This is a genomic window from Dysgonomonas sp. 520, assembly GCF_010501095.1.
Lineage (GTDB): Bacteria > Bacteroidota > Bacteroidia > Bacteroidales > Dysgonomonadaceae > QVMP01.
The window spans coordinates 29,446-55,525 of record NZ_QVMP01000018.1 but is presented as its reverse complement, the minus strand read 5'-3'; the positions used below and the strand labels follow the sequence as shown (position 1 = coordinate 55,525).

At 39.7% G+C, this 26,080-nt stretch carries 23 protein-coding genes; 6 read left to right on the top strand and 17 right to left on the bottom strand.

Annotated features, from left to right (window positions below; genetic code table 11):
- Nucleotides 1–22 precede the first annotated feature (22 nt).
- Nucleotides 23–562: a hypothetical protein gene (locus tag D0T56_RS11370; RefSeq protein WP_163320279.1), complete on the top strand. Its 540-nt coding sequence runs from the start codon at nt 23–25 to the stop codon at nt 560–562.
- Nucleotides 563–571: 9 nt separating this feature from the next.
- Here D0T56_RS11370 and D0T56_RS11365 read toward each other — a convergent pair whose 3' ends face one another.
- Nucleotides 572–1,171 (bottom strand): ribonuclease HII, encoded by a 600-nt coding sequence (locus D0T56_RS11365; RefSeq protein WP_163320278.1) that lies wholly within the window; start codon nt 1,169–1,171, stop codon nt 572–574.
- A gap of 478 nt (nt 1,172–1,649) precedes the next feature.
- On the opposite strand from D0T56_RS11365, the gene purB reads away from it, so the two are divergent.
- The 4 genes from purB (at nt 1,650) to D0T56_RS11345 (ending at nt 6,658) form a co-directional block, all read left to right on the top strand.
- Nucleotides 1,650–2,993, top strand: a complete 1,344-nt coding sequence (purB, locus tag D0T56_RS11360) for an adenylosuccinate lyase (protein WP_163320277.1) — start codon at nt 1,650–1,652, stop codon at nt 2,991–2,993.
- 54 nt (nt 2,994–3,047) lie between these two features.
- Entirely contained in the window at nt 3,048–4,367 is a 1,320-nt protein-coding gene (locus D0T56_RS11355; protein ID WP_163320276.1) for a pseudouridine synthase, read from the top strand.
- Nucleotides 4,368–4,412: 45 nt separating this feature from the next.
- Complete coding sequence (gene asnS / locus D0T56_RS11350; RefSeq protein WP_163320275.1) at nt 4,413–5,810, top strand: asparagine--tRNA ligase; 1,398 nt, start codon at nt 4,413–4,415, stop codon at nt 5,808–5,810.
- Between the two features lie 89 nt (nt 5,811–5,899).
- Nucleotides 5,900–6,658 carry a hypothetical protein gene (locus tag D0T56_RS11345; RefSeq protein ID WP_163320274.1) on the top strand — a complete coding sequence of 253 codons (759 nt, stop codon included), beginning with the start codon at nt 5,900–5,902 and terminating at the stop codon, nt 6,656–6,658.
- A gap of 15 nt (nt 6,659–6,673) precedes the next feature.
- Here D0T56_RS11345 and D0T56_RS11340 read toward each other — a convergent pair whose 3' ends face one another.
- The 9 genes from D0T56_RS11340 to D0T56_RS11300 form a co-directional block, all read right to left on the bottom strand.
- A complete protein-coding gene (locus D0T56_RS11340; protein WP_163320273.1) occupies nt 6,674–6,943 on the bottom strand; it encodes a DUF4834 family protein in 270 nt (89 codons plus the stop codon).
- A gap of 96 nt (nt 6,944–7,039) precedes the next feature.
- A complete protein-coding gene (gene pssA / locus D0T56_RS11335) occupies nt 7,040–7,744 on the bottom strand; it encodes a CDP-diacylglycerol--serine O-phosphatidyltransferase (RefSeq protein ID WP_163320272.1) in 705 nt (234 codons plus the stop codon).
- A gap of 7 nt (nt 7,745–7,751) precedes the next feature.
- Nucleotides 7,752–8,417, bottom strand: coding sequence for a phosphatidylserine decarboxylase family protein (locus tag D0T56_RS11330; protein WP_163320271.1), 666 nt, complete (start codon nt 8,415–8,417; stop codon nt 7,752–7,754).
- A 59-nt stretch (nt 8,418–8,476) separates the two neighbouring features.
- Complete coding sequence (locus D0T56_RS11325) at nt 8,477–9,412, bottom strand: ribose-phosphate pyrophosphokinase (RefSeq protein ID WP_163320270.1); 936 nt, start codon at nt 9,410–9,412, stop codon at nt 8,477–8,479.
- A 189-nt stretch (nt 9,413–9,601) separates the two neighbouring features.
- Complete coding sequence (locus D0T56_RS11320; RefSeq protein WP_163320269.1) at nt 9,602–11,290, bottom strand: alpha-amylase family glycosyl hydrolase; 1,689 nt, start codon at nt 11,288–11,290, stop codon at nt 9,602–9,604.
- The gene (locus D0T56_RS11315; protein WP_163320268.1) at nt 11,287–12,081 is read right to left on the bottom strand and encodes a patatin-like phospholipase family protein; all 795 of its coding nucleotides are present in this window, start codon (nt 12,079–12,081) and stop codon (nt 11,287–11,289) included. Before D0T56_RS11315 ends, D0T56_RS11320 begins: the two co-directional genes overlap by 4 nt.
- Nucleotides 12,082–12,216: 135 nt before the next feature.
- The gene (locus tag D0T56_RS11310; RefSeq protein WP_163320267.1) at nt 12,217–12,705 is read right to left on the bottom strand and encodes a CvpA family protein; all 489 of its coding nucleotides are present in this window, start codon (nt 12,703–12,705) and stop codon (nt 12,217–12,219) included.
- Nucleotides 12,706–12,791: 86 nt separating this feature from the next.
- Nucleotides 12,792–12,953: a 50S ribosomal protein L34 gene (gene rpmH / locus D0T56_RS11305; protein ID WP_163320266.1), complete on the bottom strand. Its 162-nt coding sequence runs from the start codon at nt 12,951–12,953 to the stop codon at nt 12,792–12,794.
- Nucleotides 12,954–13,125: 172 nt separating this feature from the next.
- Nucleotides 13,126–14,034: a helix-turn-helix domain-containing protein gene (locus tag D0T56_RS11300; protein WP_163320265.1), complete on the bottom strand. Its 909-nt coding sequence runs from the start codon at nt 14,032–14,034 to the stop codon at nt 13,126–13,128.
- Nucleotides 14,035–14,372: 338 nt separating this feature from the next.
- Here D0T56_RS11300 and D0T56_RS11295 point away from each other — a divergent pair, with 338 nt between their 5' ends.
- The gene (locus tag D0T56_RS11295) at nt 14,373–15,080 is read left to right on the top strand and encodes a hypothetical protein (protein WP_163320264.1); all 708 of its coding nucleotides are present in this window, start codon (nt 14,373–14,375) and stop codon (nt 15,078–15,080) included.
- Nucleotides 15,081–15,120: 40 nt separating this feature from the next.
- On the opposite strand, the gene D0T56_RS11290 is transcribed toward D0T56_RS11295, so the two are convergent.
- The 7 genes from D0T56_RS11290 to D0T56_RS11260 all read right to left on the bottom strand — a co-directional run bounded on the left by D0T56_RS11290 (nt 15,121) and on the right by D0T56_RS11260 (nt 26,023).
- The gene (locus tag D0T56_RS11290; RefSeq protein ID WP_163320263.1) at nt 15,121–16,827 is read right to left on the bottom strand and encodes a SulP family inorganic anion transporter; all 1,707 of its coding nucleotides are present in this window, start codon (nt 16,825–16,827) and stop codon (nt 15,121–15,123) included.
- Between the two features lie 200 nt (nt 16,828–17,027).
- Nucleotides 17,028–19,661, bottom strand: a complete 2,634-nt coding sequence (ppc, locus tag D0T56_RS11285) for a phosphoenolpyruvate carboxylase (RefSeq protein ID WP_255491163.1) — start codon at nt 19,659–19,661, stop codon at nt 17,028–17,030.
- Between the two features lie 453 nt (nt 19,662–20,114).
- Nucleotides 20,115–21,488, bottom strand: a complete 1,374-nt coding sequence (locus tag D0T56_RS11280; protein ID WP_163320262.1) for an MATE family efflux transporter — start codon at nt 21,486–21,488, stop codon at nt 20,115–20,117.
- Nucleotides 21,489–21,523: 35 nt separating this feature from the next.
- On the bottom strand, nt 21,524–22,447 hold the full coding sequence (locus D0T56_RS11275) for a putative 2-dehydropantoate 2-reductase (protein ID WP_163320261.1): 924 nt from the start codon (nt 22,445–22,447) through the stop codon (nt 21,524–21,526).
- Between the two features lie 97 nt (nt 22,448–22,544).
- Complete coding sequence (locus tag D0T56_RS11270) at nt 22,545–24,032, bottom strand: UxaA family hydrolase (protein ID WP_163320260.1); 1,488 nt, start codon at nt 24,030–24,032, stop codon at nt 22,545–22,547.
- Nucleotides 24,029–24,448 (bottom strand): HIT family protein, encoded by a 420-nt coding sequence (locus D0T56_RS11265; protein ID WP_163320259.1) that lies wholly within the window; start codon nt 24,446–24,448, stop codon nt 24,029–24,031. Before D0T56_RS11265 ends, D0T56_RS11270 begins: the two co-directional genes overlap by 4 nt.
- Nucleotides 24,449–24,589: 141 nt before the next feature.
- Nucleotides 24,590–26,023 (bottom strand): tagaturonate reductase, encoded by a 1,434-nt coding sequence (locus D0T56_RS11260; RefSeq protein WP_163320258.1) that lies wholly within the window; start codon nt 26,021–26,023, stop codon nt 24,590–24,592.
- Nucleotides 26,024–26,080 lie beyond the last annotated feature (57 nt).

Below are 26,080 nucleotides of genomic sequence, written 5' to 3'. Positions count from 1 at the left end.
GATCTAAAAACTTGAAAAAAAAATGAGAAGGTTAATTTGTTTGATGTTGATGTGCTCTTTGGTATTGATATCTAAAGCTCAGATTATAGATACAGATGATGTAGCAGTTGTTGACGGGAAAATTATTTTTACAAAAGAGATGAAACTACCCGAAACTCTTTCCCAACCCGCTTATCCACAGATAAAAGAATGGGGGAGAAAGAGGTATGGAACAGATTTCCATTCTACAATCAAGTTTGACCAGAATAATGATGAAGTGAGGATTCACTCACGAATAGAATTGCTTTTGCCCGAAAATCAGGCGAAAAAGAGAGAGAAAATTCAAATGAAATACAAAGCCAATATATTTATTGTTCAAGATAAATATGTGCTGGAAGTGACTGAAATCGTTTATTTTGTAAACGAGGGCAGGAAGTTGAAACGCTACAAGGCCGAGGATCTCTTTCTGGAAGGCAGCGTGGTTGGAGGTCATTTTTCAGCCGAATTTAAAAACAATATAAGAAAAAGCACTACCTATTTTCTTAATGAACTTTGCCAAAGCCTTACCGAATACATAAAATAATATACAGCATTATAAATCAAGTTTCAATTGGCGGTCGAATAAATTGAAACTTAGCCTGTGATAGGGAGAAACTCCATGTATTTCTATTGCCTTGCGGTGTTCGGCAGTCGGGTATCCCTTGTTCTTATCCCACTTATAATGAGGGAACTCGTTGTGTAGATTCATCATGAAATCGTCCCGATAAGTTTTCGCAAGTATAGACGCTGCTGCTATCGGTTGAAATTTGCTGTCGCCCTTCACAATGCAAGAGTGCTTGATATCCCCATATTTTTTGAAGCGGTTTCCATCTATCAAAAGGTGTTGAGGCTCGCAATTCAGGGATGCTATTGCCCTGTGCATGGCAAGAAAAGAGGCGTTTAGAATATTAATCTTGTCAATTTCTTCGTGGTCGACAATGCCAATTGCAAAAGAAATAGCCTTTTCCTCGATAACAGGTCGTAACCTGTATCTCGCCTTTTCGGAAAGTTGCTTCGAGTCGTTCAATTCTTCGCAGTAAAAATCGGCAGGAAGTATAACGGCAGCGGCAAAAACAGGACCGGCAAGACATCCTCTTCCGGCTTCGTCGCAACCGGCTTCAATGAGGTCGGGATATAAAGAAAGTTGAAGCATAAAATATGTATGTTTTTTTTAATTTCGGAGATGAACTTTATATGGATATAACCCGTAGTGCATTTAATACTTTGATGTTAACTCATTTATTATAAGATACATATTGGTTTTGTCATTTTGAACGAAGTGAAAAATCTGTGTATTTTCAATCCAGATCCTTCGTTTTACTCAGGATGACAATGTAAATATGTATTATGTTTCAGTTAATTATCTTTTATTTTCTAAATGCACTACGAGTGGATATATCTCATTTTTAACGAAACAAATATACGATGATTTGCAGAAAATGTAAGTTTTGTTATAATATTCCTGCCAAAAAAAATATTTTTAGGCATTTATGTTCTCCGATATAAATTAATCATTATTTTTGTATTGATAATTAATAGCATCGGGAAAACAAAAACAAAGAAGATTGTTTATATTCTAAAATAAAGGCATTTAAATTGCATAGGAAACCAACATCCAAAAGAAAAATATAATGGACTTAAATACCCTAACAGCCATATCACCTATTGATGGGCGTTATCGTAGTAAAACACAACAACTGACGAACTATTTCTCCGAATACGCATTAATAAAGTATAGAGTACATGTAGAAATCGAATATTTTATAGCGTTATGTGAATTACCATTGCCTCAATTGAAAGAGGTGGATAGTTCAGTCTTCCCCGATTTAAGGAAAATCGTATCTGATTTTTCAGAGTCGGATGCCTCTCATATCAAGGAAATTGAGAGCGTAACCAATCATGATGTCAAGGCAGTAGAGTATTTTATAAAAGAGAAATTTGATCTTTTAGGATTAGAGCCTTACAAAGAATTCATCCATTTCGGATTGACATCGCAGGATATAAACAATACATCTATTCCATTGTCATTGAAAGATGCTTTGACCGATGTGTATTATCCGATGTTGGAGCAACTGATCGGATCGTTAAGAGCTAAGGCCGAAGAATGGAAAGATATCTCGATGCTGGCTAAAACCCACGGACAGCCGGCCTCCCCTACACGCTTAGGGAAAGAGGTTATGGTGTTTGTGAGCAGGATGGAGCAACAGCTTTCTATTTTGAAACAACTGCCGATTTCTGCGAAATTTGGCGGGGCAACAGGCAACTACAATGCGCACAATGTAGCATATCCCGAATTCGATTGGAAACAATTTGGAAACAAGTTTGTTTCAGAGAAGTTGGGCCTTCAAAGGGAAGAATGGACCACCCAGATATCAAATTATGATAATCTGGCGGCAGTGTTCGATGCCTTGAAGCGTATAAATACAATAATGATTGATCTGAACAGGGACTTTTGGCAATATATTTCGATGGAATATTTCAAGCAGAAAATTAAGGCTGGTGAAATAGGTTCTTCGGCAATGCCACATAAAGTGAATCCGATAGATTTTGAAAATGCCGAAGGAAATCTGGGAATAGCCAATGCCATTCTGGAACATTTGTCGGCTAAATTGCCCGTTTCACGTTTGCAAAGGGATTTGACGGATTCTACCGTATTGCGTAATGTAGGTGTTCCTATGGGACACATTCTCATATCTTTACAAAGCACACAAAAAGGATTGGATAAATTGCTGTTGAATGTTGAAGCATTAAATTCCGACTTGGATAATTGCTGGGCAGTGGTTGCCGAAGGTATTCAAACCATATTGAGAAGGGAAGGATACCCCAAGCCATACGAAGCGTTGAAGGCTTTGACCCGCACCAATGAGGCGATAACGCAACAATCGATACGTGATTTTATAGAAACTCTGGATGTGAGTGAAACCGTAAAAGACGAACTAAGAAAAATAACACCACATTCGTATACTGGAATTTAAGAAACAAGTAACCGTGAGGTTATATATTTAAACATTTAATTTTTTATTATTATCATGATTACAGACGACAGCCGCAATGAAGGAAAATCGCAACAAGACGGCGGAGGAATTAAGAAAAAAAGACCTCGTGTAGGAGAGGCAGGGAGAGTAGCTAATCGTGAGATTGGCGTTTCTCGGGGAAATACAAACTACAGGGATAATAACTCATCAGACTCCCAAAACAGAGGTGGTGGGTATGCACCTCGCAGGAATTATGACAACCGCAATAGCGGCTATTCTAACGACCGGGGAGGCGGCTATTCAAACGATAGAAGCGGAGGATACTCCAACGACAGAAGAAACTATTCGAACGACAATCGAGGAGGTGGCTACTCAGGCGGAGGAGACAGAGGAAACTATAACAACGGAAACCGTTATTCAGACGGTGGAGGAGAAAGACGTTCTTCCGGTGGATATAATAATGGAAATAACCGCAACTACAATAACCGGGGAGGAAATAGTTATGGTGGCGGCGGAGGACAACGTCCCAACAATCGACAGGGACAAGGAAACAGAAATCAGCGTCCGGGTGCTAATGTGCCTCGAAACGGAAAAGTTATACAGAGAGTAAAACAGCTGATTAAGCCTGTAAAATATAAGGAAAATATAGATCCGAATACGGATATCCGTTTGAACAAATATCTGGCAAATGCCGGAGTATGTTCACGTCGTGAGGCTGATGCCTTTATCACGGCAGGTGTGGTAAAAGTAAACGGAGTGGTTATATCGGAACTAGGTGCAAAAGTGAAAAGAGGCGATAATGTTACTTTTCAGGAGCAACCGGTATGTTTAGAGAGCAAAGTTTATGTGTTATTGAATAAACCTAAAAACTGCGTGACAACATCAGACGATCCTCAAAACCGTATGACGGTGATGGATTTAGTGAAAAATGCTTGTCCCGAACGTATATATCCCGTTGGCCGGTTAGACAGGAATACAACAGGTGTGTTGCTGCTTACCAATGACGGAGATTTGGCTTCTAAGTTGATGCATCCGAAATACTTAAAGAAAAAGATATATCAGGTGCGTCTCGATAAAGATGTGGCTATTGAAGACATGCAGGCTATTGCCGACGGAATCATGTTGGACGATGGAGAAATTCATGCCGATTCTATCGCTTATGTAGCCGAAGACGTTCTGAATGAGGTCGGTATTGAGATTCACTCAGGTCGTAACCGCATTGTCCGTCGTATATTCGAAAAGTTAGGCTATCAGGTATTGAAATTAGACCGTGTTTATTTTGCAGGCCTGACCAAAAAGAACCTTCCACGAGGACGTTGGAGATATCTGACTGAGTCGGAGGTGAATATGCTTCGTATGGGAGCTTTTGAATAATGAAGAAATAAAAACTATTAAGATTAGAATAATAACAAACACAAAATGGAAACAATTCGTAGAACTAAAATTTCAGATTTGCTCCAACAAGACGATTTCGGAGCAACCGTGAGTGTAAAAGGTTGGGTGAGGACCCGACGTGGTAACAAAAATGTTAGCTTTATAGCACTTAATGATGGTTCTACAATAAATAATATCCAGATTGTAGCTGAAATTGAAAAATTTGGAGAAGATTTTCTGAAACCTGTTACCACAGGTGCGTGTATACACGTTGTGGGCAAATATGTGGAGTCGCAAGGTCAAGGACAAAAAGGTGAAATTCTGGCAGAGAAGATAGAGATATACGGGTCGGCCGATCCGGCTACATATCCGTTGCAAAAGAAAGGTCACTCATTGGAATTTTTGAGAGAGATCGCTCACTTGCGCCCTCGTACAAATACATTTGGGGCTATCTTCCGTATGCGTCACCACATGTCTTATGCAATACATAAGTATTTTAATGACAGGGGATTCTATTATCTGCATACACCAATTGTAACGGCTTCCGACGCAGAAGGTGCAGGGTCTATGTTTCAGGTTACAACACTCAATTTGAACAATGTACCCAGAACGGAAATGCAGGATGTTGATTATTCGGAAGACTTTTTCGGGCGTCAAACAAATCTTACCGTATCGGGTCAGTTAGAGGGCGAATTGGGTGCAATGGCCTTAGGTGCTGTTTACACATTCGGACCAACTTTCCGTGCCGAAAACTCAAATACGCCACGTCACTTGGCTGAGTTCTGGATGATTGAGCCGGAAGTTGCTTTCTACGACATTCACGATAACATGGATTTGGCAGAAGATTTCTTGAAATATCTAATCCGCTATGCTTTGGATAATTGTGCTGATGATATAGCCTTCTTGAACGAGCATTTCGATAAAGAATTGATCGAACGCCTGAATTTTGTCGTAAACAATGATTTTGTGCGTTTGACTTATACCGAAGGGGTTAAGATATTGGAAGAAAGCGGACATAAGTTTGAGTTTCCTGTATATTGGGGTGCAGACCTTCAGTCGGAGCACGAACGTTATCTTGTAGAGAATCACTTTAAGCGTCCTGTAATCTTAACGGATTATCCGAAGGAAATCAAGTCTTTCTATATGAAACAGAATGATGATGGAAAAACCGTTCGGGGAATGGATGTCTTGTTCCCTAAAATCGGGGAGATTATCGGAGGTTCTGAGCGTGAATCGGATTATGATAAACTAACCAAACACATGGAAGAGATCGGTATGAATTCTGCCCCAATCTGGTGGTATATCGAGACTCGTAAATTTGGTACTGCTCCACATGCCGGATTTGGTCTGGGTTTTGAACGTCTTATGCTCTTTGTTACAGGTATGGCAAACATCAGGGATGTGATTCCGTTTCCGCGTACACCGAATAACGCTGATTTTTAAATAAGTATTATGAATAAAAAAGGAACTGAAATATTTCCAGTTCCTTTTTTATTTTAGATTGAATCTTGACAAAATAAAGAGCAAGCATAATGAAATTATTTACTCTATTATTATCTATTGTACTTTTGATAATTGGTTTTTCTTCTTGTAGAGATGATGACGATGAGGATAAGTTAAAACTTTTGACAGAAATAAATCTTGTTGATGAGGATGGGGCTCAATCAATGATTTTAGAATACGATTCGTCGAATAGAATTACGAAATTAAAGCATAAATGGGATCTTTACTATTCTAAAGGTTATTCAGAAGAAATATTTACCTATTCAGAAGATGGATTCCTTGAGAAAGTAGAGGATGATAACCAACATTATGAATGGTTTGCATATAATGGGGATTCTATTTTTGCAGAAAGAGGAGTCTTTATGTACAAAGGATATCCGGATCCGGCTATGATGGCGCGAGATACCTTAATATTAAATGCCAAAGGTCTCATTATTAAAATGTATTCAGGTATTCATTATACTCTATACGAATACGATAATAATAATTTAATAGAGATAGTTTCTTATTCTTCTTTTTGTGGAAAAGAATATCAAAGTTCAAAATTTGTATATGGATATGACAATAGCAAAAGTATTTTCTCCAATCAAATCACTCCTAAATGGTATTGGGTATATAAAGGAGGTCTTGTGGGTCATGTTGGAAACAATAACTGGAAAACCAGACAGGGTGGTAATTATGAAAATGTGCAGAGAAGCTATTTTATAGATGCTCATGGCTATCCAACCGGATATAAAGAAAATGAAAAAATATATAAGAATGCTTTTAAATATAAGGTAATTGGTTGATTGTTATGTTATAAGTTATTCCGTAATTTCTTCAAAATCAATATATTCTCCTTCTTCTTTAGAGAATATCTTTTTTTGTCCTGTATGTTGATGGTCTCTGCTGTCTTTTGACTCAGAATTGCTGTAATTGTAACTGCCTCTTCCTTGTTGTCTGCTCTGATATTGGCGGGAAACATTCTTGCCGAATAATAAACGCAAAATGCCTCTTACAATACCTCCACCTATGGACAGCACCGTAATGAACAGAACAAGTATAAGAAAAAAGAAAAATAATAGAAATGACATAACTCTTTTTGTTAAAATCAGAGATTAAAGATATAAATTCTAAGATAAACAAAGAAACTTGTTTCGTTATTTTAACGAGTTATGCGTGGTTTTTGTTCATTCCTTCACTTTCTTGTATGAGACAAGCGTCAAGGCTATGTAGAAGATAATTGTAGCTGCTATACCCATTATTTGCCATATTGCAATGGCTGCTATGCAGAAGATTATTAAAAGGTACTTTAATTCATTCCCTTTCAATTTTAGGTTTTTTACCTTTAAGGAAAACATCGGAATCTCGGAAACCATCAGTAATGAGAAAATAACAATCAGAACTATTATTATGTATACAATGGTGTCGGATGCTACAAATTTTTCATTCAATCCATAGCATAAGCTGATCCAGAACAATGCGTTGGCTGGTGTTGGCAATCCGATGAAAGAGGTAGTCTGCCTAGTATCAATATTGAATTTAGCCAATCTAAGAGCTGAAAATATGGTCAGGACAAATGCAAAATAGGGTAGGATATTTTGCAACGAATGTAGAGCCGATTCAGCACCTAAGGCACTTGTAATGTAATGAAAAACGATAAGGCTGGGTGCAACACCGAAACTCACGAGGTCGGCCAACGAATCCAGTTCTTTGCCAATGTCGGAGTATGCTTTGAGCAGGCGAGCCATAAATCCATCGAAAAAATCGAAAATACTCCCCAATATTACGAAAAATACAACCCAAAAATATTCACCTTGAAAAGCCATTGTGCAAGCAATACATCCTGAAAATAGATTGAGGCAAGTGAATAGATTTGGAATATGTTTTTTCATCAGTGTCTTATTTTATGGGAAGTTCTGCGATAACTGTTTGATTTCCCGTTACTTTTTGATCCATGTCTACCAATACAGGGGTGCCCACCGGCAGATAAACATCTACTCTGGAGCCAAGTTTGATGAATCCGAAATGTTCATCAATATGAGCATCATGCCCAACTTCGGGGTAAGTTATGATGCGCCTAGCCATAGCTCCGGCAACCTGTCTGACAAGTACTTCCGTGCCATCTTCCCTTTGAATGACGACTGTCGATCTTTCGTTTTCCGTGCTAGACTTGGGTAGGTAAGCAGCCTGAAAACGCCCTTTGTGATGTTTCTTTAGCACAACTTTTCCGTTTACCGGAAACCAATTGGCATGAACATTGAGGGGAGACATGAAGATGGAAACCTGCAATCTTTTGTCTTTAAAATATTCGGGTTCAAACACTTCCTCTATGGCAACAATTTTACCGTCGGCAGGGGCAACAACCGAGTCCCGCATATTTCCGGAAAATCTTCTGTATGGACTTCTATAAAAATTTAGTACTATCAGAAAGAATATTATAGAAGCTGCTAATACGAGATAGTTGAGTATTGAATATGGGCAAAAACGTAACATACACCCATTGATGAGAATCAAAAGGATTGTTAGTGTAGCCAGAACTCCGCGCCCTTCATGATGTACAGTCATATTTTGTATAGTGTGATGGGTATCAAATTTTTTACTAATTTTATTTACATCCCTTGTGTTTAAAGGACATAAAGAGAACTGATCGACTCATTGAGGCGAACCCTGCGAATGGATTCGGCAAAAACATCGGCAACCGACAGGATGGTTACTTTTTCGCATTTCTTTGAATAAGGGATGCTGTCGGTAAATAAAATTTCAGATAAGCTGGACTGGTCTACACGAGCCGAAGCCGGATCCGACATCACAGCATGACTGGCAATCGCTTTTACGGAACGAGCTCCGTGTGCCATCATCAAATCGGCTGCTTTTGTAATTGTACCGGCAGTATCAACAATGTCGTCCACCAATAAAACGTCCATGCCTTCCACGTCTCCAATGATTTGCATTTCCGAAATTTCGTTAGCTTTTTTACGCAATTTGTAGCAAATAACCATCGGTATTCCGAAATATTTGGCATACGAACTGGCTCTTTTTGTACCACCAACGTCTGGTGTTGCTATAACCAAATTTTCTTTGTCCAGCGTATTGATATATTCTGTGAAAATTGCGGAAGCATACAAGTGGTCGACAGGAACATTGAAGAATCCCTGTATCTGGTCGGCATGCAAATCCATGGTTATAAGCCTGTGTATCCCCGCAGCGCTTAGCATATCGGCAATAAGTTTAGCTCCGATGGATACACGGGGTTTGTCTTTTCTGTCTTGGCGAGCCCATCCGAAATAAGGGATAACGGCTACTATTGATCTGGCAGAAGCTCTTTTAGCAGCGTCGATCATCAAGAGAAGTTCGAGGAGGTTGTCCGAGTTTGGAAATGTCGATTGCACCAGAAAAACCTGATGTCCTCTGATTGATTCTTCGTACGAAACAGAGAATTCCCCGTCGGCAAAACGTTCAATATTCATGTTTCCGAGGGTGCATCCTAAACTTTTACATATTTTTTCTGCCAAATAGCGTGAATTTGTTCCTGAAAAAATTTTAAAAGGCTCCTTTTCCATTTTCTTCTTCTCTTATGTTTTTTGAGTGACTAATTAATTGAGTATAAAAATACTTAATGATTTATTATCAAGTTGTAACCCGCTAAGGTTGTTTTACTTGCAAAGCAATAAAATAAGTTTGCGACCTTACTTGTGTTTTGATGGTGCAAATTTATAAAACTATTTAGTATTACAGTCCCTCTTTTCTAACTATTCTACTACAAATTTGAAAATTCTTCCGCTATATGCTTCCAATTTGGTTTCGAAGCTAGATGATAGACCGGATTTTAACGATTGTTTTTTGTTGGATAATAAATCTTTAGCCGACCTGAACTTCGAGGCGTCAATATTGAGGTAGTCGTATACTGCCTCAGGTATATTGATGTTGATATTTACCGCCTTATCGTCAAAATTGGCAACAATAAGCAACAGGTCTTTTTTATATCCTCTGAAAAATGCATATTGTTTGGTTGGGTCAAAATCGGGATTGTCATAGTTTACATACATGACATCGAAAAACTTACCATCGGATATGGCCTGTTCGGAAGAACAAAGAGACAGTATCTTTGTGTATATTTTTCTCAGATTTTTCTGATCTTCAGTCAAATTGCTTAGTCCGAATTTGCCGTCATTGTACCAGTTGCGGATAGAATCGACAGACCAGTAATCGAATATGGTTGTTCGTCCGTCAATGCCGCTGAAACCTTCTTTATCCATGCCTTTTTCGCCGAGTTCTTGTCCCGAGTATACCATGAACGGGCAAGTGTTCATTGTTGCTGAAACAATGAGTCCCGGAATGGCTTTGAACGGGTCTTTTGCAAAGAAATCGGATGCAATGCGCTGCTCGTCATGATTTTCGAGAAAGTTGAGCATGTGAGGTTGCAAATCGCCCAGACTTTGCCAGCAGCCGGTTATGTCTGAGCTGGGGCGGTTGCCTGTAATAATGTTTTTGAGCGAATCGTAAAGTCCGACTTTGTCGTACAGATAGTCGAATCCTGCCTGAATATAACTTGCATATTCGTTCGGATTGTATACCTCGGCAATGAAAGTGATTGACTTATATTTGCTTTTGATTTTCGGAATCACCCAGTTCCAGAATTCGACGGGAACCATTTCTGCCATATCGCAGCGGAAACCGTCGACGCCTTTCGATGCCCAAAAAAGCAAGATGTCTTTCATTTTGTACCAGGTGTCGGGTTCGGGTATAAAATATTTGTTACGCCCGTTTGCGTAGTCAACCCCATAGTTTAACTTGACAGTTTCGTACCAATCGTAAAAATTGGGAGTGTTGTCAAATCTGTCGTTACCTGTTGCTTTTGCCGGAAATTCGTGATAGGCATTTTCTCCTTTGTCGGCAGCAAAGTCGAGGTAAAGTTCTTGATTCGGTGTATAATAAAAATTATTATCCGGAGCAAAGGCTCTGGATGTATCGTCTTTTTCTCCCAGATTGTCTACCTTTCGGCGTTTTGCATCCGAAAAATATTGGCGGGCAACATGGTTGGCAACAAAATCTACAATAACTTTTAAGTCCTGCTTGTGCGATCTTTCAACCAGGTCTTCAAATTCTTCCATCCTGAACTCTACCGAGTCGGCCAAATCGGGGTCAACATCATAATAGTCCTTGATGGCATAAGGGGATCCGGCATTTCCCTTCACTACGTCGGGATGATCTTTTTTTATACCGAAGCCTGAGTAGTCGGTTTTTGTGGCATGTTCTATTACTCCGGTATACCAGATATGGGAAAAACCCATTTTTCTGATTTCGGAAAGAGCCTTTGTTGTGAATGAACTGAATTTCCCAACCCCGTTTTCTTCTATTGTTCCGTTTTCTTTATTGACATTTGTTGTGTTTCCAAACCATCTTGGAAATACCTGATAGATCAATAACTTACCTTTCATATTGTAACTAATTTGATTTTGTTTAACTCTTTTAGTAATATTTCTTTAGATGTATCATATCCTATTTTGTAGATTTCGTCTACATGATCGAGGTCGAACATTGTATATTTCGAGACGTTTGTAGATTCAATCAATATATCGCACAATTTCCTGTCATACAAAGTGTTGGATGATGACATGTAGTGAAAAGACCTTTCTGCCACATGTAGCATAGATTTCTTATATTTCATCTTTGTCAGAGGTGCTACATTTACTCCAACAATCTTTTCGCATAAAGGTTTGATCACTGATACCGGAAAATTCTTGAATAATCCTCCGTCGACATAATATTTGCCATCAATTTCTTTTGGCGTGAATATTATCGGAACAGAACAGGAGGCAACAATGGTTGGGATAAGTGTACCTTCCGAAAAATGGGTGCTGATGCCTTCCTCTATATCGGTGGCTGTGACAAAAAGAGGTGTTTGCAGTTGCTCAAAAGTTTTTGCCCTTAAGTACTGTTTCAGAAAGGTTTCTATTTTGTCACTTTTAAAAATGCCGGCACTTGGTATTGTAAATTTGGCAAATTCCGAGAATGCCTTTTTCTTGAATATTTCGGCTATTTCTTGCGGAGCATACCCGTCGGCATACAAAACTCCGGCTAAAGAACCGGCACTGGTTCCGGCTATAACCTGGGGTTTAATACCTATTTCGTCCATAGCCTGAAGTACGCCAAGATGAGCGAAGCCTTTCGCGCCACCTCCACTTAATGCTAAACCTAATTTGTAGGGGTATTCTCTGCTATTATTCATGAATAGATATGCTTAAAAATATGTCTTTAGTCGAAAATACAAATTTACTGCTTTTAATTGATTGCTAGTGTCGTTTTTCGGAAAAAAGAATATAAGAGTCAGTCTATTACAGAAAAAAAAATCGGATAGTTGCGATTATACATTCTCCTTTACCATTCTGAAATATGGTATGATTTTGGGTACTACGGCTTTAACGTAGGGGTATGTGAGTGAAGTATCTTCGGTATTGGTCGCTGTTGGTTCGTTTATTTGGAACTGGGCAACGAGATTGACAAGAAGGCTTAGCAGGAAGAAATATTTTATCGTGCAGAATAAGCTGCCTGCAAGCCTGTTGGGCAGGTTCAGTTTTATAGTTTTCAGTATGCCGGTGAGAAATTTCCCCATCAGTATGATGGCTAACCCGATTATTAAGAATGCTATGATGAACGTAGCCGGTTTTGCATAGTGCATAGATTCGGGGCTGAACTTCATGTACGGAAGTATGAATGCCGATACTTCACCAACAAACAAGGTTCCGGCAACTAAGGCTGCCAGATAGGCAATTTGCATAATGAATCCCGACATATAGCCTTTGATTACTGCAAAAACAAGTACTGCAAAAACGAAGAAGTCGAACCAATTCATAAGCAAATGTATATATACAACAAAAGTAAGAATTTTATAAATTCTTACTCAGTTTTGTTTAAACAAAATATCTTTAAACAGGCTTTTTATTTTTTAGTGCCTAGGTATTCGTCAGATACTGATAGTTTTTTTCTACCTTTGGCTCTGCGAGAAGCTAACACTCTGCGTCCGTTAGCAGTAGCCATTCTTGAGCGAAAACCGTGTTTGTTTTTTCTCTTTCTGTTCGATGGTTGGAAAGTTCTTTTCATTGCGATATTATATTATATGTTTTATATTCTTGACAATCGGGTTGCAAAATTAGGGAGTTTATTTTAAATAAACAAGTTAAATGCAATGAAAATTGAAGAATATTTAACTGCGAAGTTGCATGGGGAATAAATTCAGGAAGAATGAAAAACAAAACTCTGCAAGATTTTATAGTCAAGCTCTCTCTCGAAAAAAGTATCTATGTTCTATTGCATATCTCATAATAATTTGCCTATCTTTGTACTTTGGTAAACAACTAAATAATAGCCTTCTGTCACTGGGTAAGTGACGGAGGGGTCTTTTTTTTCTTCTGATTTCGGAAGGAGAATTTCCCAGATTTTTGTGACAAAATTCGTTGAAGTGAGAAAGCGTGCTGAACATGTTTTCTGTCGATATTTGCTTCAAACTTTTGTTCGTGTAATAAATATCGTGATACACCATATTTGCCCGACGCTTTCTGAGCCATGAGTAAGCCGATACGCCGAACGATCGCCTGAACCGCTTGTTGAACCCTGAATAGCTATAATTCATAATTTCAGCCAGTTGGCGGATATTTTTAATATCTTGAGATAACAATTTCACCTGTTCCGAGAAGTATAAATCGTTTGTGATATAGCTGCTGAAAAAACGGCTGAGCTCTTTCTGTGTGTAAGACGCCTTCAGTATGTATATCAATTCCTTTGCTTTTATTCTTGCTAAGGAGTTGTAATCTAAACTACTACCCTTGTAGACCTGTAACGATTCGATGTATGCGGAGACAATCTCGTTGAAAGTCAAATAGAGGTTTTGATTGTTATCATTTTCATCTGTTTTGTCCGATTGAAAGTATGTCAACTGATTGATTTCCTCACTTATATCAATGGATATCAGAGCAGATTCCTCCATTGCCTTTACGACTGTTTCGTAGCCGGTAGGGATCATGAATATCTTTCCTGCCGAAATCCTTTCATCTTTATGCGATAAAGAAGAAATATTCAATCGACCTTTACTAATGAGAATAACGCTGCAATTTCTCCTGTTTGTTTTCCATTCCTGACCTTTTTGAAGATCAACGAACAGAATTCCTTTTTCTTCATATTCCATATTTTCTGTTGTTTAAGTATTTGTTGCTGTGCGTGTTTAACCAATGTCTAATAATTATTTTTCGTATACATTTTTCGTCTGAACCAGAAAGTGACTGTCTTCTAAAAACTTAGAATGAAATAAGTAGCCCGACTTACTTCTCCTTTTCGACCATGTTTTATCAATGTTTATCTTTTTCAATTTCACCCTTTCTTAACTAATTGATTACAAACAGAATAACATATCCAAAATCACTCCTCCGTCACTTACCCAGTGACAGATATGCAAAGGGTTAAAACAGAGATATTTAACACAACAAACAACATTAGAAACTTATGAAAAAGAGCAGTTTAGTTTTATTGATTTTTTTAGCCGTTACGGCACTCAAAGCACAGGTGGGAGTGAACACGGAATCGCCACAGGGAGTATTTCACATCGATGCGGCACGTAACACGAGTAGTAACACAAACATCGCAGACGATGTGGTGGTGGATGCGCAAGGCAGAGTCGGAGTTGGGACGAATGCGCCGCAGACTAAAGTAGATATCCGTTCCGGAACTATTAACAAAGGTTTCAGATTACAGGACGGATCACAGTTGGCGGGCAGAGTTTTGATTTCAGACAATGATGGGAATGCCAGCTGGCAGCAAAACGTTGGTAATCAAAGCTCCTTATATCGAAAATTAGCAGCTTCTACAGCTTCTACAGTAACTCTTACTACTGGGGTAAGTAATGAATTGCCTGGCGTAGGAACTTATACGGCTGTTAATTCAGGTAAATATCTCGTTTTTTTTCACTCCTTTTTGCATGTTCCATCAACATCTGCTGCAGGAATGAAATCTTTTTATTTCTGGATTTACAGAAATGGCTCTCCTCTTTCGAATGATGAGACATACAGTTACGTTACTCAAGGTTCTGTTCTAAACACACACTATTCTACGGTAGTATCTCTGAATGCAGGAGATGTTATATCCTTCAGAGTTGTCGCCCAAATCGGAGCACCTCTTCTTATTACCAGTAGCACAGCTGGTAGAAATGCGGTAGAAGTCATTTTTCTGGGGATATAGTATTTCGCGCCATGTCGAATCGACCGATTTGACATGGCGTTTAATTGTCAGTATTTTGCCATTCGTTCAGCAGCACATTTGCTCTTTCCAGTGCCGCATCAATATTGGGGCAGATATTTTCTACACCAATCAGTGCCGGGAATTTTGCTTTTTCGAGCGATTCCCTAACTTCTTCGTTTACACCGGATAGGATAATATGTATTTCTTCTTTCTTGGCTTTCATACATAAACTCTCAAGGTTGTGCAAGCCTGTTGAATCCATAAACGGAACTTTCCGCATCCTGATGATCCGTATTTTGGGTTTTCCGCTAATCACACGCATGCTTTCTTCAAACTTATTGGCAATTCCGAAGAAGAAAGGCCCGTCAATTTCGTATACTTCAACGCCTTTGGGTAGTTCTACCTTGTCTTTGTATTTTGCCGAACTTTTGTCGGACACGTTCAACACGTCTTTAGAAACCAATACTTGTGTCGATTCTGTTACACGTTTCATAAACAGGAAGATAGCCAAGACGATCCCCACCTGAATAGCCATTGTCAAGCCGAAGATCACGGTCAGCAGAAAGGTTGTAACCAGAACAATAATATCGGCTGTTGAATTTCTCATCAGTGCAACAAAGGAACGCCATTCGCTCATGTTGTACGAAACCACTACTAATATGGCGGCAAGGCAAACCATTGGGATGTGTTTGGTTAACCCACCAAGAAACAAAACAACCAACAAAAGGAAAATGGAATGAATGATGCCTGCCACCGGGGTTCGTCCTCCATTGCTTACGTTTGTCATTGTGCGAGCCAGAGCACCTGTTGCCGGAATACCTCCGAATATAGGAGTAATGATGTTGGCTATACCTTGGGCTATCAATTCGGTGTTGGAGTGGCTTTTGTCGCCTGTAACCCCTTCCGCAACACTGGCTGATACCAGAGATTCTATTGCACACAAAATGGCTAGGGTGAATGCGGTTGGAAACAGGACATTTATTAATTCGATGTTGAACGAAAACTTCTCAACCGTGGGCAGATTGCTGCTAATATCAAACTTATCTCCAATTGTCTGGACAGAGGTAATGTCGCAAGAATTGCGCAATATTACCACCAATATGGTAACTATGACTATTGCCAATAGAGAACCGGGTATTTTCTTCGATATCTTGTGCGAGAAAATGATGATAAGCAAACTTAATATCCCTACAATTGTGGTTGTGATGTCCAGCGTTGTGAAATTTGCGATGTATAATTTCCATTGACTCAGAAAATCGGCGGGTATTGTACCTATCTGTAGTCCGAAAAAATCTTTTACCTGTGTCGAAAATATTATCACGGCTATCCCGCTCATATAACCAACCAGAATGGGATAGGGGATGAACTTGATAACTATACCGAGCCTCAGTACCCCCATCAAAATGAGGATGATGCCCGCCATAATAGTTGTTATTATCAGCCCGCTAGTGCCATATTGCGCCAAGATATTGGAAACGATAACAATAAATGCCCCCGTCGGGCCTCCGATCTGCACGCTGCTGCCGCCCAGAAAGGAAATTATGAATCCGGCAATGATGGATGTGTAAATCCCCTTTTCGGGACTAACTCCGGATGCTATACCAAAAGCAATGGCCAAAGGCAATGCTACTATACCTACGATAAGACCTGCCATGAGGTCTTTCATAAATTTTTCTTTGTTATAAGTCTTTAGTGAACTAAAAAGTTGAGGCTTAAAACTGTTCTTAATGTCTAGCTTTAGTTTCATGAAGGCTAATATTTATTAACCAAATAAATAGGTTTTACTCGATACCAAAAACAAAGCTGCAAAATTATAACAATAAGTTGGAGAAAGCTAATTGTTGTTAAGAAAACTTTTTGTTTTCCCTAAAAGTGTGTAAAAAAGAAAAACGTCCGAAAATATTTCCGGACGTCGTAAATAATTATTTTTACATGTTTGCAAATGAATCAACCTGTATTTCGCATACCAGCCGCTATGCCGGATATGGTAACCATCAAAGCCTGTTCAAGTTCGAGAGGCGAATTTTCATCTTTCCTGCATCTGTATAGCAGTTCTACCTGTAACAGGTTTAACGGTTCGGTATATATGTTTCTGGTGGCAATATTTGCAGCCGTATCGGGCATGTTTTCCATCAAAGACTTATCTTTCGCTATGTCGAGTATGGTTTGCGTATCTTTTTTCAGTTGAGAGCGAAGATCTTCGCCAAATTGAAGCAAATCTTTTTCCACGAGCCTGTCGTCGTAATACTGCGAGATGCGGGCATCGGCTTTAGTGAAAACCATTTCGAGCATACTTATGCGGGTATTGAAAAAATGCCAGTTGACGTACATTTCTTCCAGCATGTTTTTCTTTCCGTTGTCAATCAGCTTTTGCATACTTGCTCCCGCACCCAGCCATGCAGGCAACATCAGGCGGTTTTGTGTCCACCCAAAAATCCAGGGAATGGCACGGAGGCTTTCAACCCCTCCTGTTGCTTTCCTTTTTGCAGGGCGAGAACCTAAAGGCAACTTAGCCAATTCGGCTTCGGGGGTAGCCTGATAGAAATATGTGATGAATTCCGGTGTCTTTTTTACCAAGTCCTGATACATTTCGCTCGATATGTCCGACAATTCGTTCATCGTTGCCCTCCATTCGTCTTTAGGGATGGGTGGAGGCAATAAATTGGCTTCCAATATGGCATCTACATACAATGCCAGGGAGTTTATGGCAAGATCGGGCAATCCGAATTTGAACCTGATCATCTCGCCCTGTATTGTTACACGTAAACCACCCTTCAAAGAACCGGGAGGTTGGGAAAATAACGCAACTTTTGCAGGGCCTCCTCCTCTGCCTATCGTTCCGCCCCGTCCGTGAAACAGGGTCAATCTTATGCCTGCTTCGTCACATGTTCTGATCAGTGCTTCCTGAGCTGTGTATTGTGCCCAACCTGCCGCCAGGGATCCGGCGTCTTTGGCCGAGTCGGAATATCCGATCATTACCATTTGTTTATTCTCGATGATGCCTCTATACCACTCGATATTGAATAATTCCTTCATAATCGGAGCAGCGTTATTCAGGTCGTTTAGTGTTTCGAAAAGAGGTGTTACTGGCACGGTGTAAGGGCACTCAACCTCTTTCAACAATAAATAAACAGCCAATATGTCGGACGGCGTGCGTGTCATTGAAATCACGTAAGTAGGTATCACCCCTTCCGGAGTTGATGCAATAACTTTGCACGTATCCAGTATTTCCTTGGTTTGGGCACTCGGTTGCCACGAATGAGGGACAAGCGGTCGTTTCGAGTTCAATTCTTCGATGAGGAATGCCTGTTTTTTATCTTCCGTCCAAGCCGAGTAGTCACCTAATCCGAGATAACGGGTTATTTCGGATATTGCGTCGGAGTGAGCAGTGCTTTCCTGACGGATGTCTATTTGCACCAATGTTATCCCGAAACATTTTATACGGCGCATGGTGTCGAGCAAATTTCCGTTCGCTATCATGTGCATCCCACATGCAATAAGGGATTGATAACAAGCATTGAGGGGTTCCCATAGTTGGTCGTTGCTGATAAGTATGTCGTCGGTCAGTGCAATATCCTTGTTTTCTTTCTTCGCTTCGTGGTAAGCAATTGTTTTCCTTAATTGCGAACGCAACTTCTTCATCAATTCCCTGTAAGGTTCCTGTACTTCGTAATTCCCTACATAATCACGAAATTCTTTGGTGCAATTTGACATAGAAAGTTCTTTAACCAACACTTCTATATCTCCGAGAAATAATATTGCCGCCCTTCTTCTGCTGTCTATCAAGACTTGCTGCGTTACTGCTGCCGTAACATTCGGATTTCCATCCCTGTCTCCTCCCATCCAAGATGAAAAATGGATAGGACGTGCATCAACCGGAAACCTGTATCCAATTGTTTCGAAAGTTTGCTCATCCAAATCACGGATGAAAGCGGGTACAGCCTCCCAAAGGCTGTTTTCGATAACATCATATCCCCATTTGGCTTCTTCGTTGGGCGTAGGGCGGTTCTGCCTGATTTCGTCAGTATACCAGTATTGAACAATAAGCTGCTTTAGTCTTTTAAGAATCTTTTCCTGTTTATAGTCTACAAGATCGTCATGATCGAGTTGCTGTAAACATTCGCTCACCTGATTCATATTGTTGATGAGGGAACGGCGATTTATTTCGGTAGGATGTGCAGTCAGAACCAAGTCGATATCTATGTTGTTGAGGGCGTCAACTACGTCTTCGTCGCTGAAATCCTTTTCTTTTAGTTTTTTGTATAACTCCTTGAAATGTACGGGATTTTTTTTCCCTTTTGCATGGGGTGACACAGAATCATATTCTTCTGCAACATTCGTAAGGTTAAGAAACTGATTGAATGCCTTTGCCACGGTCAGAAAATCTTTATTGTCGAGGGTCTGAAGAGTGTTCAAAAGTTCTGATATTGCCTTCTGATCACCTTTGTTTATGGCTTTCGACAATCTGCGAATGCTCTCTACCTTGTCGAATGCTTTTTGCCCTATTGCTTCACGTATCGTATCTCCCAGCAAGCTGCCGAGTAGATTGATATTGTTGTGCATGAGTGAATTAGATGTCATATATTGTTTAGTTTAGTGGATTCCTCCTTTATAGAACGTAAAATTAACAATATTTGTTTCTAAATAGGAATAAATGATTCCTAATTATTCTGAATGTAAGTGTAACTTTTCACACATAATGTATGCACGGAGAGTCAAAATATCACCCCTTATTTGTTGATTATTACCCCTCGATCCATTATAAATCGTTTACTTTCGCATTAGTAATACACATTGTTCTTGTCGGATAAATGCAATTTGCCCCTACATTTTCAATTTTAAAAATAGGTCGAATTTAGAATAACTGATTTATAATTAATAATAAAAAAACAGACACTTCATATAGTACATTCCTTAGTCTTTCGATAATGGATTGTATATTGTTGTAGTAATGGTAAAAGTGTAAAGGTGTCTGTGAGATAATTTCTTTTGGAATTATTGCAAAAAGAGGTTGATGAAAATCAACCTCTTTTTTTATTGTTTTGCGGAATTGTTTTGAGAAAATTCGAGAGCCAGCTTTCTTTGTTGCTTTCTCAATCGCCTCATAAGTAGTATTGCTGCAATTGAAAGTCCGAAGATGAAGCCTACCCACAAACCTCCTGCCCCCCAATTGAATATGAAAGCGCAAAGGTATCCTGTCGGCAAATTGATTACGATGTAAGAGAAAAACGCTATTGTTGCTATTGGTTTCACATCTTGTATTCCACGAAGTATGCCCACCGATATGGATTGCAATCCGTCGGAAAACTGAAACGCAGCAACAAAAATCAAAAGTTGAGAGGCAATTCTTATTACTTCCGGATCGTCTGTAAATATGCGGGCGATTTGTTCTCGGAAGACAATAAACATGATTGCGGTGAATGTATTCCACATCAGTCCCATGTGATATGAGGCATTGGCTGCTTTTTTCAGTTCGGGAGCATCGTTTCGTCCATACGAGTGACTGATACGGATTGTGGTTGCCGAACCAAGTCCTATGATAATCATAAACGCACAATTGGAGATAGTCATGGCAATTTGATTGGCTGCGATCTGAACCGTACCTATCCATCCCATCATGATGGATGTCAGGGCAAACGCTGATCCTTCCATAAACATCTGCGACGAAATAGGCAGTCCTACGGAAAGTAAATTGCGTATGCGTATCCAACTGAAGTTTTTCTTTCTGAAATAGCTGAAATAATACCTGAATTTGGACGCAAATATGAAAAACAATATTGCGAAAACCGGCATGCAAATGCGTGAAATTAGAGTAGCTAATCCGGCTCCGGCAGCCTCCATGCGGGGAAAACCCCAGTTCCCATAGATGAGAAGCCAATTGAAAAATATGTTGATAAGATTGGCTGTAATGATAATTACCATATTTACGGTTGTGTTTCCAATTCCTTCTAAAAATTGTTTGAATACACCAAAAATCATATAGGGAATAACCGACCATACCAGATATTGATAGTATGGAATAGCCATATCTACCACTTCGGGAGGTTGTTTCATATAATACATTAGCGGAGTAATGGAATATTGCAATGCAAAAGAAACAAAACTAACGAGAGTGAAGAGCAGTAAAGAATTTTGAAAATAAGCTGCTGCAATATGCTGTTTCCCTTGCGAAAATTGTTCTCCGACCAATGGCGTGAGTGCCATCGAAATACCGGTGACAAAAATAAATCCCAAGAAGAAAACTGTTCCGCCAAAGGCTACGGCAGCAAGAGGCAACGCACCGAGGCGGCCAACCATGGCATTGTCGAATAGTTGCACGGCAATCACGCCCAATTGCGAAAGCATTACAGGTGCAGCCAGACGCAGGGTTGCAATATATTGACTTTTATAGGTTTGAAGAAAAGACATAATTAATGAAAAGTGAAAAGTGCGCAAAAGACTTTTTAAGAATATTGAGATTCGATGAAACGCAACTGTTGTTCAAGCATTGCAGTGTGCGACATTTCATAACCGGCCTCTTTTGCTGTGAGAACGGGACGGGAATAGATATATTCAATCTCCAACGGGCGGTGGTTGTCATAATCGAGTTTCATACTTGGCGAGTATGGAGTCATTTTATCCGTTGTTGTCAGCATTTGATCTGCAAAATCTTCCGAAATCAGGAATCGCCCGTTTCCAACCAGATTAGCCGCTTGTATAACCTCAAGCATAAGATCTCGGAGCAATTTTCTGGTGTGCGGGTTTTTCATCAACTTGTCGGTCGTTGTATTCAGAACAACCGTCATGCCGTTGTAAGGGATATTCCAGACGAGTTTTTTCCATCGGGCAGGCTCCAAGTCAACAATATGGCATTTTACACCCGATTCGACGAAATCGGAACAAATAGTGTCTAATATACTGCTATCTTTACAGGAGTAAGAGCCTATACTTATCGACCCTTGGTCAAGGTGCGCAATGTGCCCGTCGCCAATCTTGTTTGAACATATAAAAGCCATTGCACCCGCAATGCTGAGGTTGGGGAAATCTTTTGCCAGATCGGCTTCCAATCCTAAACCGTTTTGTATCAAAACAACAATTGTATTAGCGTGCAAGAGAGGAGGAAGCAAATCTTTCAATATAGCGTTGTTTGTAGATTTGAGGCATACTAAAACAACATCGCACTGAGGCATATCGTTTGCATTATGATATGCCTGAATAGGGGAAATTAAGAAATTTCCGTTTACGGAATCTACCTGCAAACCGTTTTTTTCTACATGCTCGTAGTCGGAATGAAACAAGAAGTGAACGTCTTTACCCGATTTGGCAAGCATTCCGCCATAATATCCGCCTATGGCTCCCGATCCTATAACTGCATATCTTAATGCCATATTACTTTTTCGGGCAAAGATAAGAATTTGAAAACGAAAAAAATAAAGAGTGCAGATATATTCTGCACTCTCCACATTCGTATTATTACTTTTTGATTTATAAAGTAACACCTGTTTTGAAGATAGCGATTTCTTTGAAACCGGTCTCTTCGTGATGCAGATGCTTACCGTTACAAGTTTGAATGATGAAATCAACAAAGTCTTTCAACACTTTCTCCATGCTTTGACCTTCCAGCAAAACTCCTGCATTGAAGTCGATCCAGTTGCTCTTGAAGTTGAAAAGTTTAGTATTTGTCGATATTTTCATTGTTGGAACAAATGAGCCGAATGGAGTTCCCCTACCTGTGGTGAACAATACCAATTGACAGCCGGACATTGCCAGAGCAGAAGCAGCAACAAGGTCATTACCCGGAGCATTCAGCAGGTTCAAACCATGCACTTTCACTGGTTGGGCATAGTCAAGCACATCAACTACTTCCGAGTTTCCTCCTTTCTGAGTACAGCCTAAAGACTTGTCTTCCAGAGTTGTGATTCCTCCTGCTTTATTTCCCGGTGAAGGGTTTTCATATATTTCCTGATCGAAACGACGGAAATAATCTTTGAAATTGTTCACCAAAAGAACAGTGTTGTTAAATACACTTTCATCTTTAGCACGGTTCATCAAAATTGTTTCCGCTCCGAACATTTCAGGAACTTCTGTCAATATTGATGTCCCGCCTTGAGCAATCAACCAGTCGGAGAATTGACCTACAAGAGGATTTGCCGTAATACCCGAGAATCCGTCGCTACCGCCACATTTCAATCCAACTTTCAGTTTAGAAAGAGGCAGGTCTTCACGTTTATCATTTCTCATATATTCAACAAGCTCTTTCATCATTTCAAAGCCTGTTTGAATTTCGTCTTTCACTTCCTGAGAAATAAGGAAACGGACACGGTTTTCGTCCCATTCGCCCATCACTTTCTTAAAGTCTTTCTGCTGATTGTTTTCGCAACCGAGGCTCAATACCAAAACGCCTCCTGCATTGGGATGTTTAGCCAATGCTGCCAATGCTTTTTGCGTATTCACATGGTCATCGCCTAATTGAGAACAACCATAATTGTGCGTATAAACACGGATGTCATCAATATGGCTTGTGTCCAGCTCTTTCTTCACCCGGTCTATAATTGCCTGAGCCTGACCGTTCACACAGCCAACCGTAGGCACAATCCACAGCTCGTTGCGGATACCCATATCGCCATTGTAGCGAAGATATCCTTTTACGGTCAGGTCGCTTTTGGGGATCGACAGGGTAGGGTGTACCGGCACATATTTATACTCCAAATTGTCATGCAAATTGGTCTTTATATTGTGAGTGTGAGCATGTTCTCCCACCGCAATATCAGCCAGAGCATGACCAATAGGGTAACCATATTTGATAACGTCTTCGCCCTCCTTTATTGGACGGATAGCGAATTTATGCCCTGTTTCGATATTATTTTTTATGGTAATATCGGTGCCGTTAACGTTCAGCACATCACCTTCGTTGAGAGTGTCGATGGCAACAGCGACATTATCGTTAGGGTTGATAATCAAAAATTTATTCATTGATTCAGTCCTTCCTTAATTTTGTTAATCATTTCAGTATATTCCTGATCAGACAAATATACCTTTTGAGGATTCATCGTAAATGTACCGCCATAATCAGGTCCTCCTTCATATTTTGGCACAAGATGAATGTGCAAATGCGGCAATTTGTCCGAATAAGCTCCATAATTTATTTTTACAGCGTTGAATTGCTTCTTCATCACTGCGGCAACTTTGTTCACATCTTTCATGAATGCAAGCAATTCGTCATCACTAAGTTCGAAGAGTTCAACATTGTGTTTGTTGTATGCAACTATACATCTGCCGCTGTATGTTTGTTCTTTAAACAAAAAAACAGTGGAAACGTTCAAATCGCATATCTCAATCATCAAATCTTTTTGAGTTTGATTTCTATCGCAATATAAGCAGTCTGCCATAATAGTTTTTTAGTTACGAGTTACGAGTTACAAGTTACGAGTTACAAGTTACAGGTACGAGTTGCCAGGTTGCATACGCCTGCTAGGCATATTTTGACTTATAGCTGCCCGAAGGGCGAAGTCTACTCGTAACTTTATTTATTAGATTATTTCTTTAAGTGCAACCTGCATGCCATTCTTAAGGATCGACTCTACGTCTTTTGTCACTTCGTCGATGAAGAATGGAACCTCTGCAAAGTTTTCTTTCCACATAGATTTGTTGTTTACAATTCCTGACACCCATCCTTTAATGTCATTTGCGTTGAATGTCGATTGGATGAATTCGATAAATTCAGGGGTATCGTTCGGAGTAAATCCTTTAGCTTCCGATTTTCCTGTGTAAAGAACAAGCAAGGCTGCAAATGAGAATGTTACAAGTTTGGCATTCTTGTCAAATTTCTTGTAGTTGTCGTAAACCATTGGCCAATCTCTTGTTTCCCATTTTGAGATGGAATTCAAAGAAATATCTTTCAAATAGTGTTTCAGGAATGGATTATAGAAACGTTCAAGAATTTTTGCTGCAAATTTTTCCAATTCTGCCGCATCTTCGTCAATTGTAGGAAGGGTTTCCTGAGCAACCATTTCGTTGATATATTTTTCTACCTCAGGAGTGTTGAACGCATCCATTACGGTTTCGCAACCCAATTGAAGAGCCACAGGAACCATTGCTGTATGCGATCCGTTCAAGATACGTACTTTTTTTGCACGGAAATCTTTGATGTCGTCCATAAACAATACGTTCAAACCAGCTTTATCCAAAGGAAGTTTTTCTTTGATGATCGGGTCACCGCCAATTGCCCACACATGGAAATACTCACCTTTTACCACAAGATTGTCGTTGAAGTCTAGTTCAGCTTTAATCTCGTCGATATTTTCTTTAGGAAATCCCGGTACAATGCGGTCAACAAGCGTGTCGTAGAAATGGTTTGCTGTTTTCACCCAATTGATGAAATCTGCTCCGAGGTTGTTATATTCTGCGTGTTTAAGGATATATTCACGAAGAGTGGAACCGTTGTCTTCTATCAATTCGCAACAAATGATGAGCAAACCTTTGTTGGCGTCGCCATTGAATTTTTGGAAACGTTTGTGAAGAAGTGCTGTCATTTTAGCAGGGAACGATTTTGGAGGTTGAGCAGTCAGGTCGTCTCCTTCTTCGTAACGGATACCGGCTTCTGTTGTGTTCGAAATAATCATTTCAAGCCCATCGCTTAAAAACAATTTTTCATATTCGGCATATTCTTCGTAAGGATTCAATACGTCCATAATGGTTTTCACAAGCGAAACTTCTTTCACCGGTTGTTTATCTTTAATACCTTCCAGATAAACATGATACATGCAGTCTTGTTTTCTCAACATTTCGCCTAATCCTTGTGCTATTGGCTGAACAGCTACAACACCGTGGTTCATCACACCAGCATTGTTTGCTTTATCAATCATCCAGTCTACAAATGCTCTGAGGAAGTTTCCTTCTCCAAATTGAAGAATTTTTACCGGAAGATCTTTCTTTTCTACTGTTGTTTTATTTAATTCTTTCATTGTTAATAAGTTATTAGGTTTGTATTATTTTTATCTGATATTTTCTATACTTTCTAT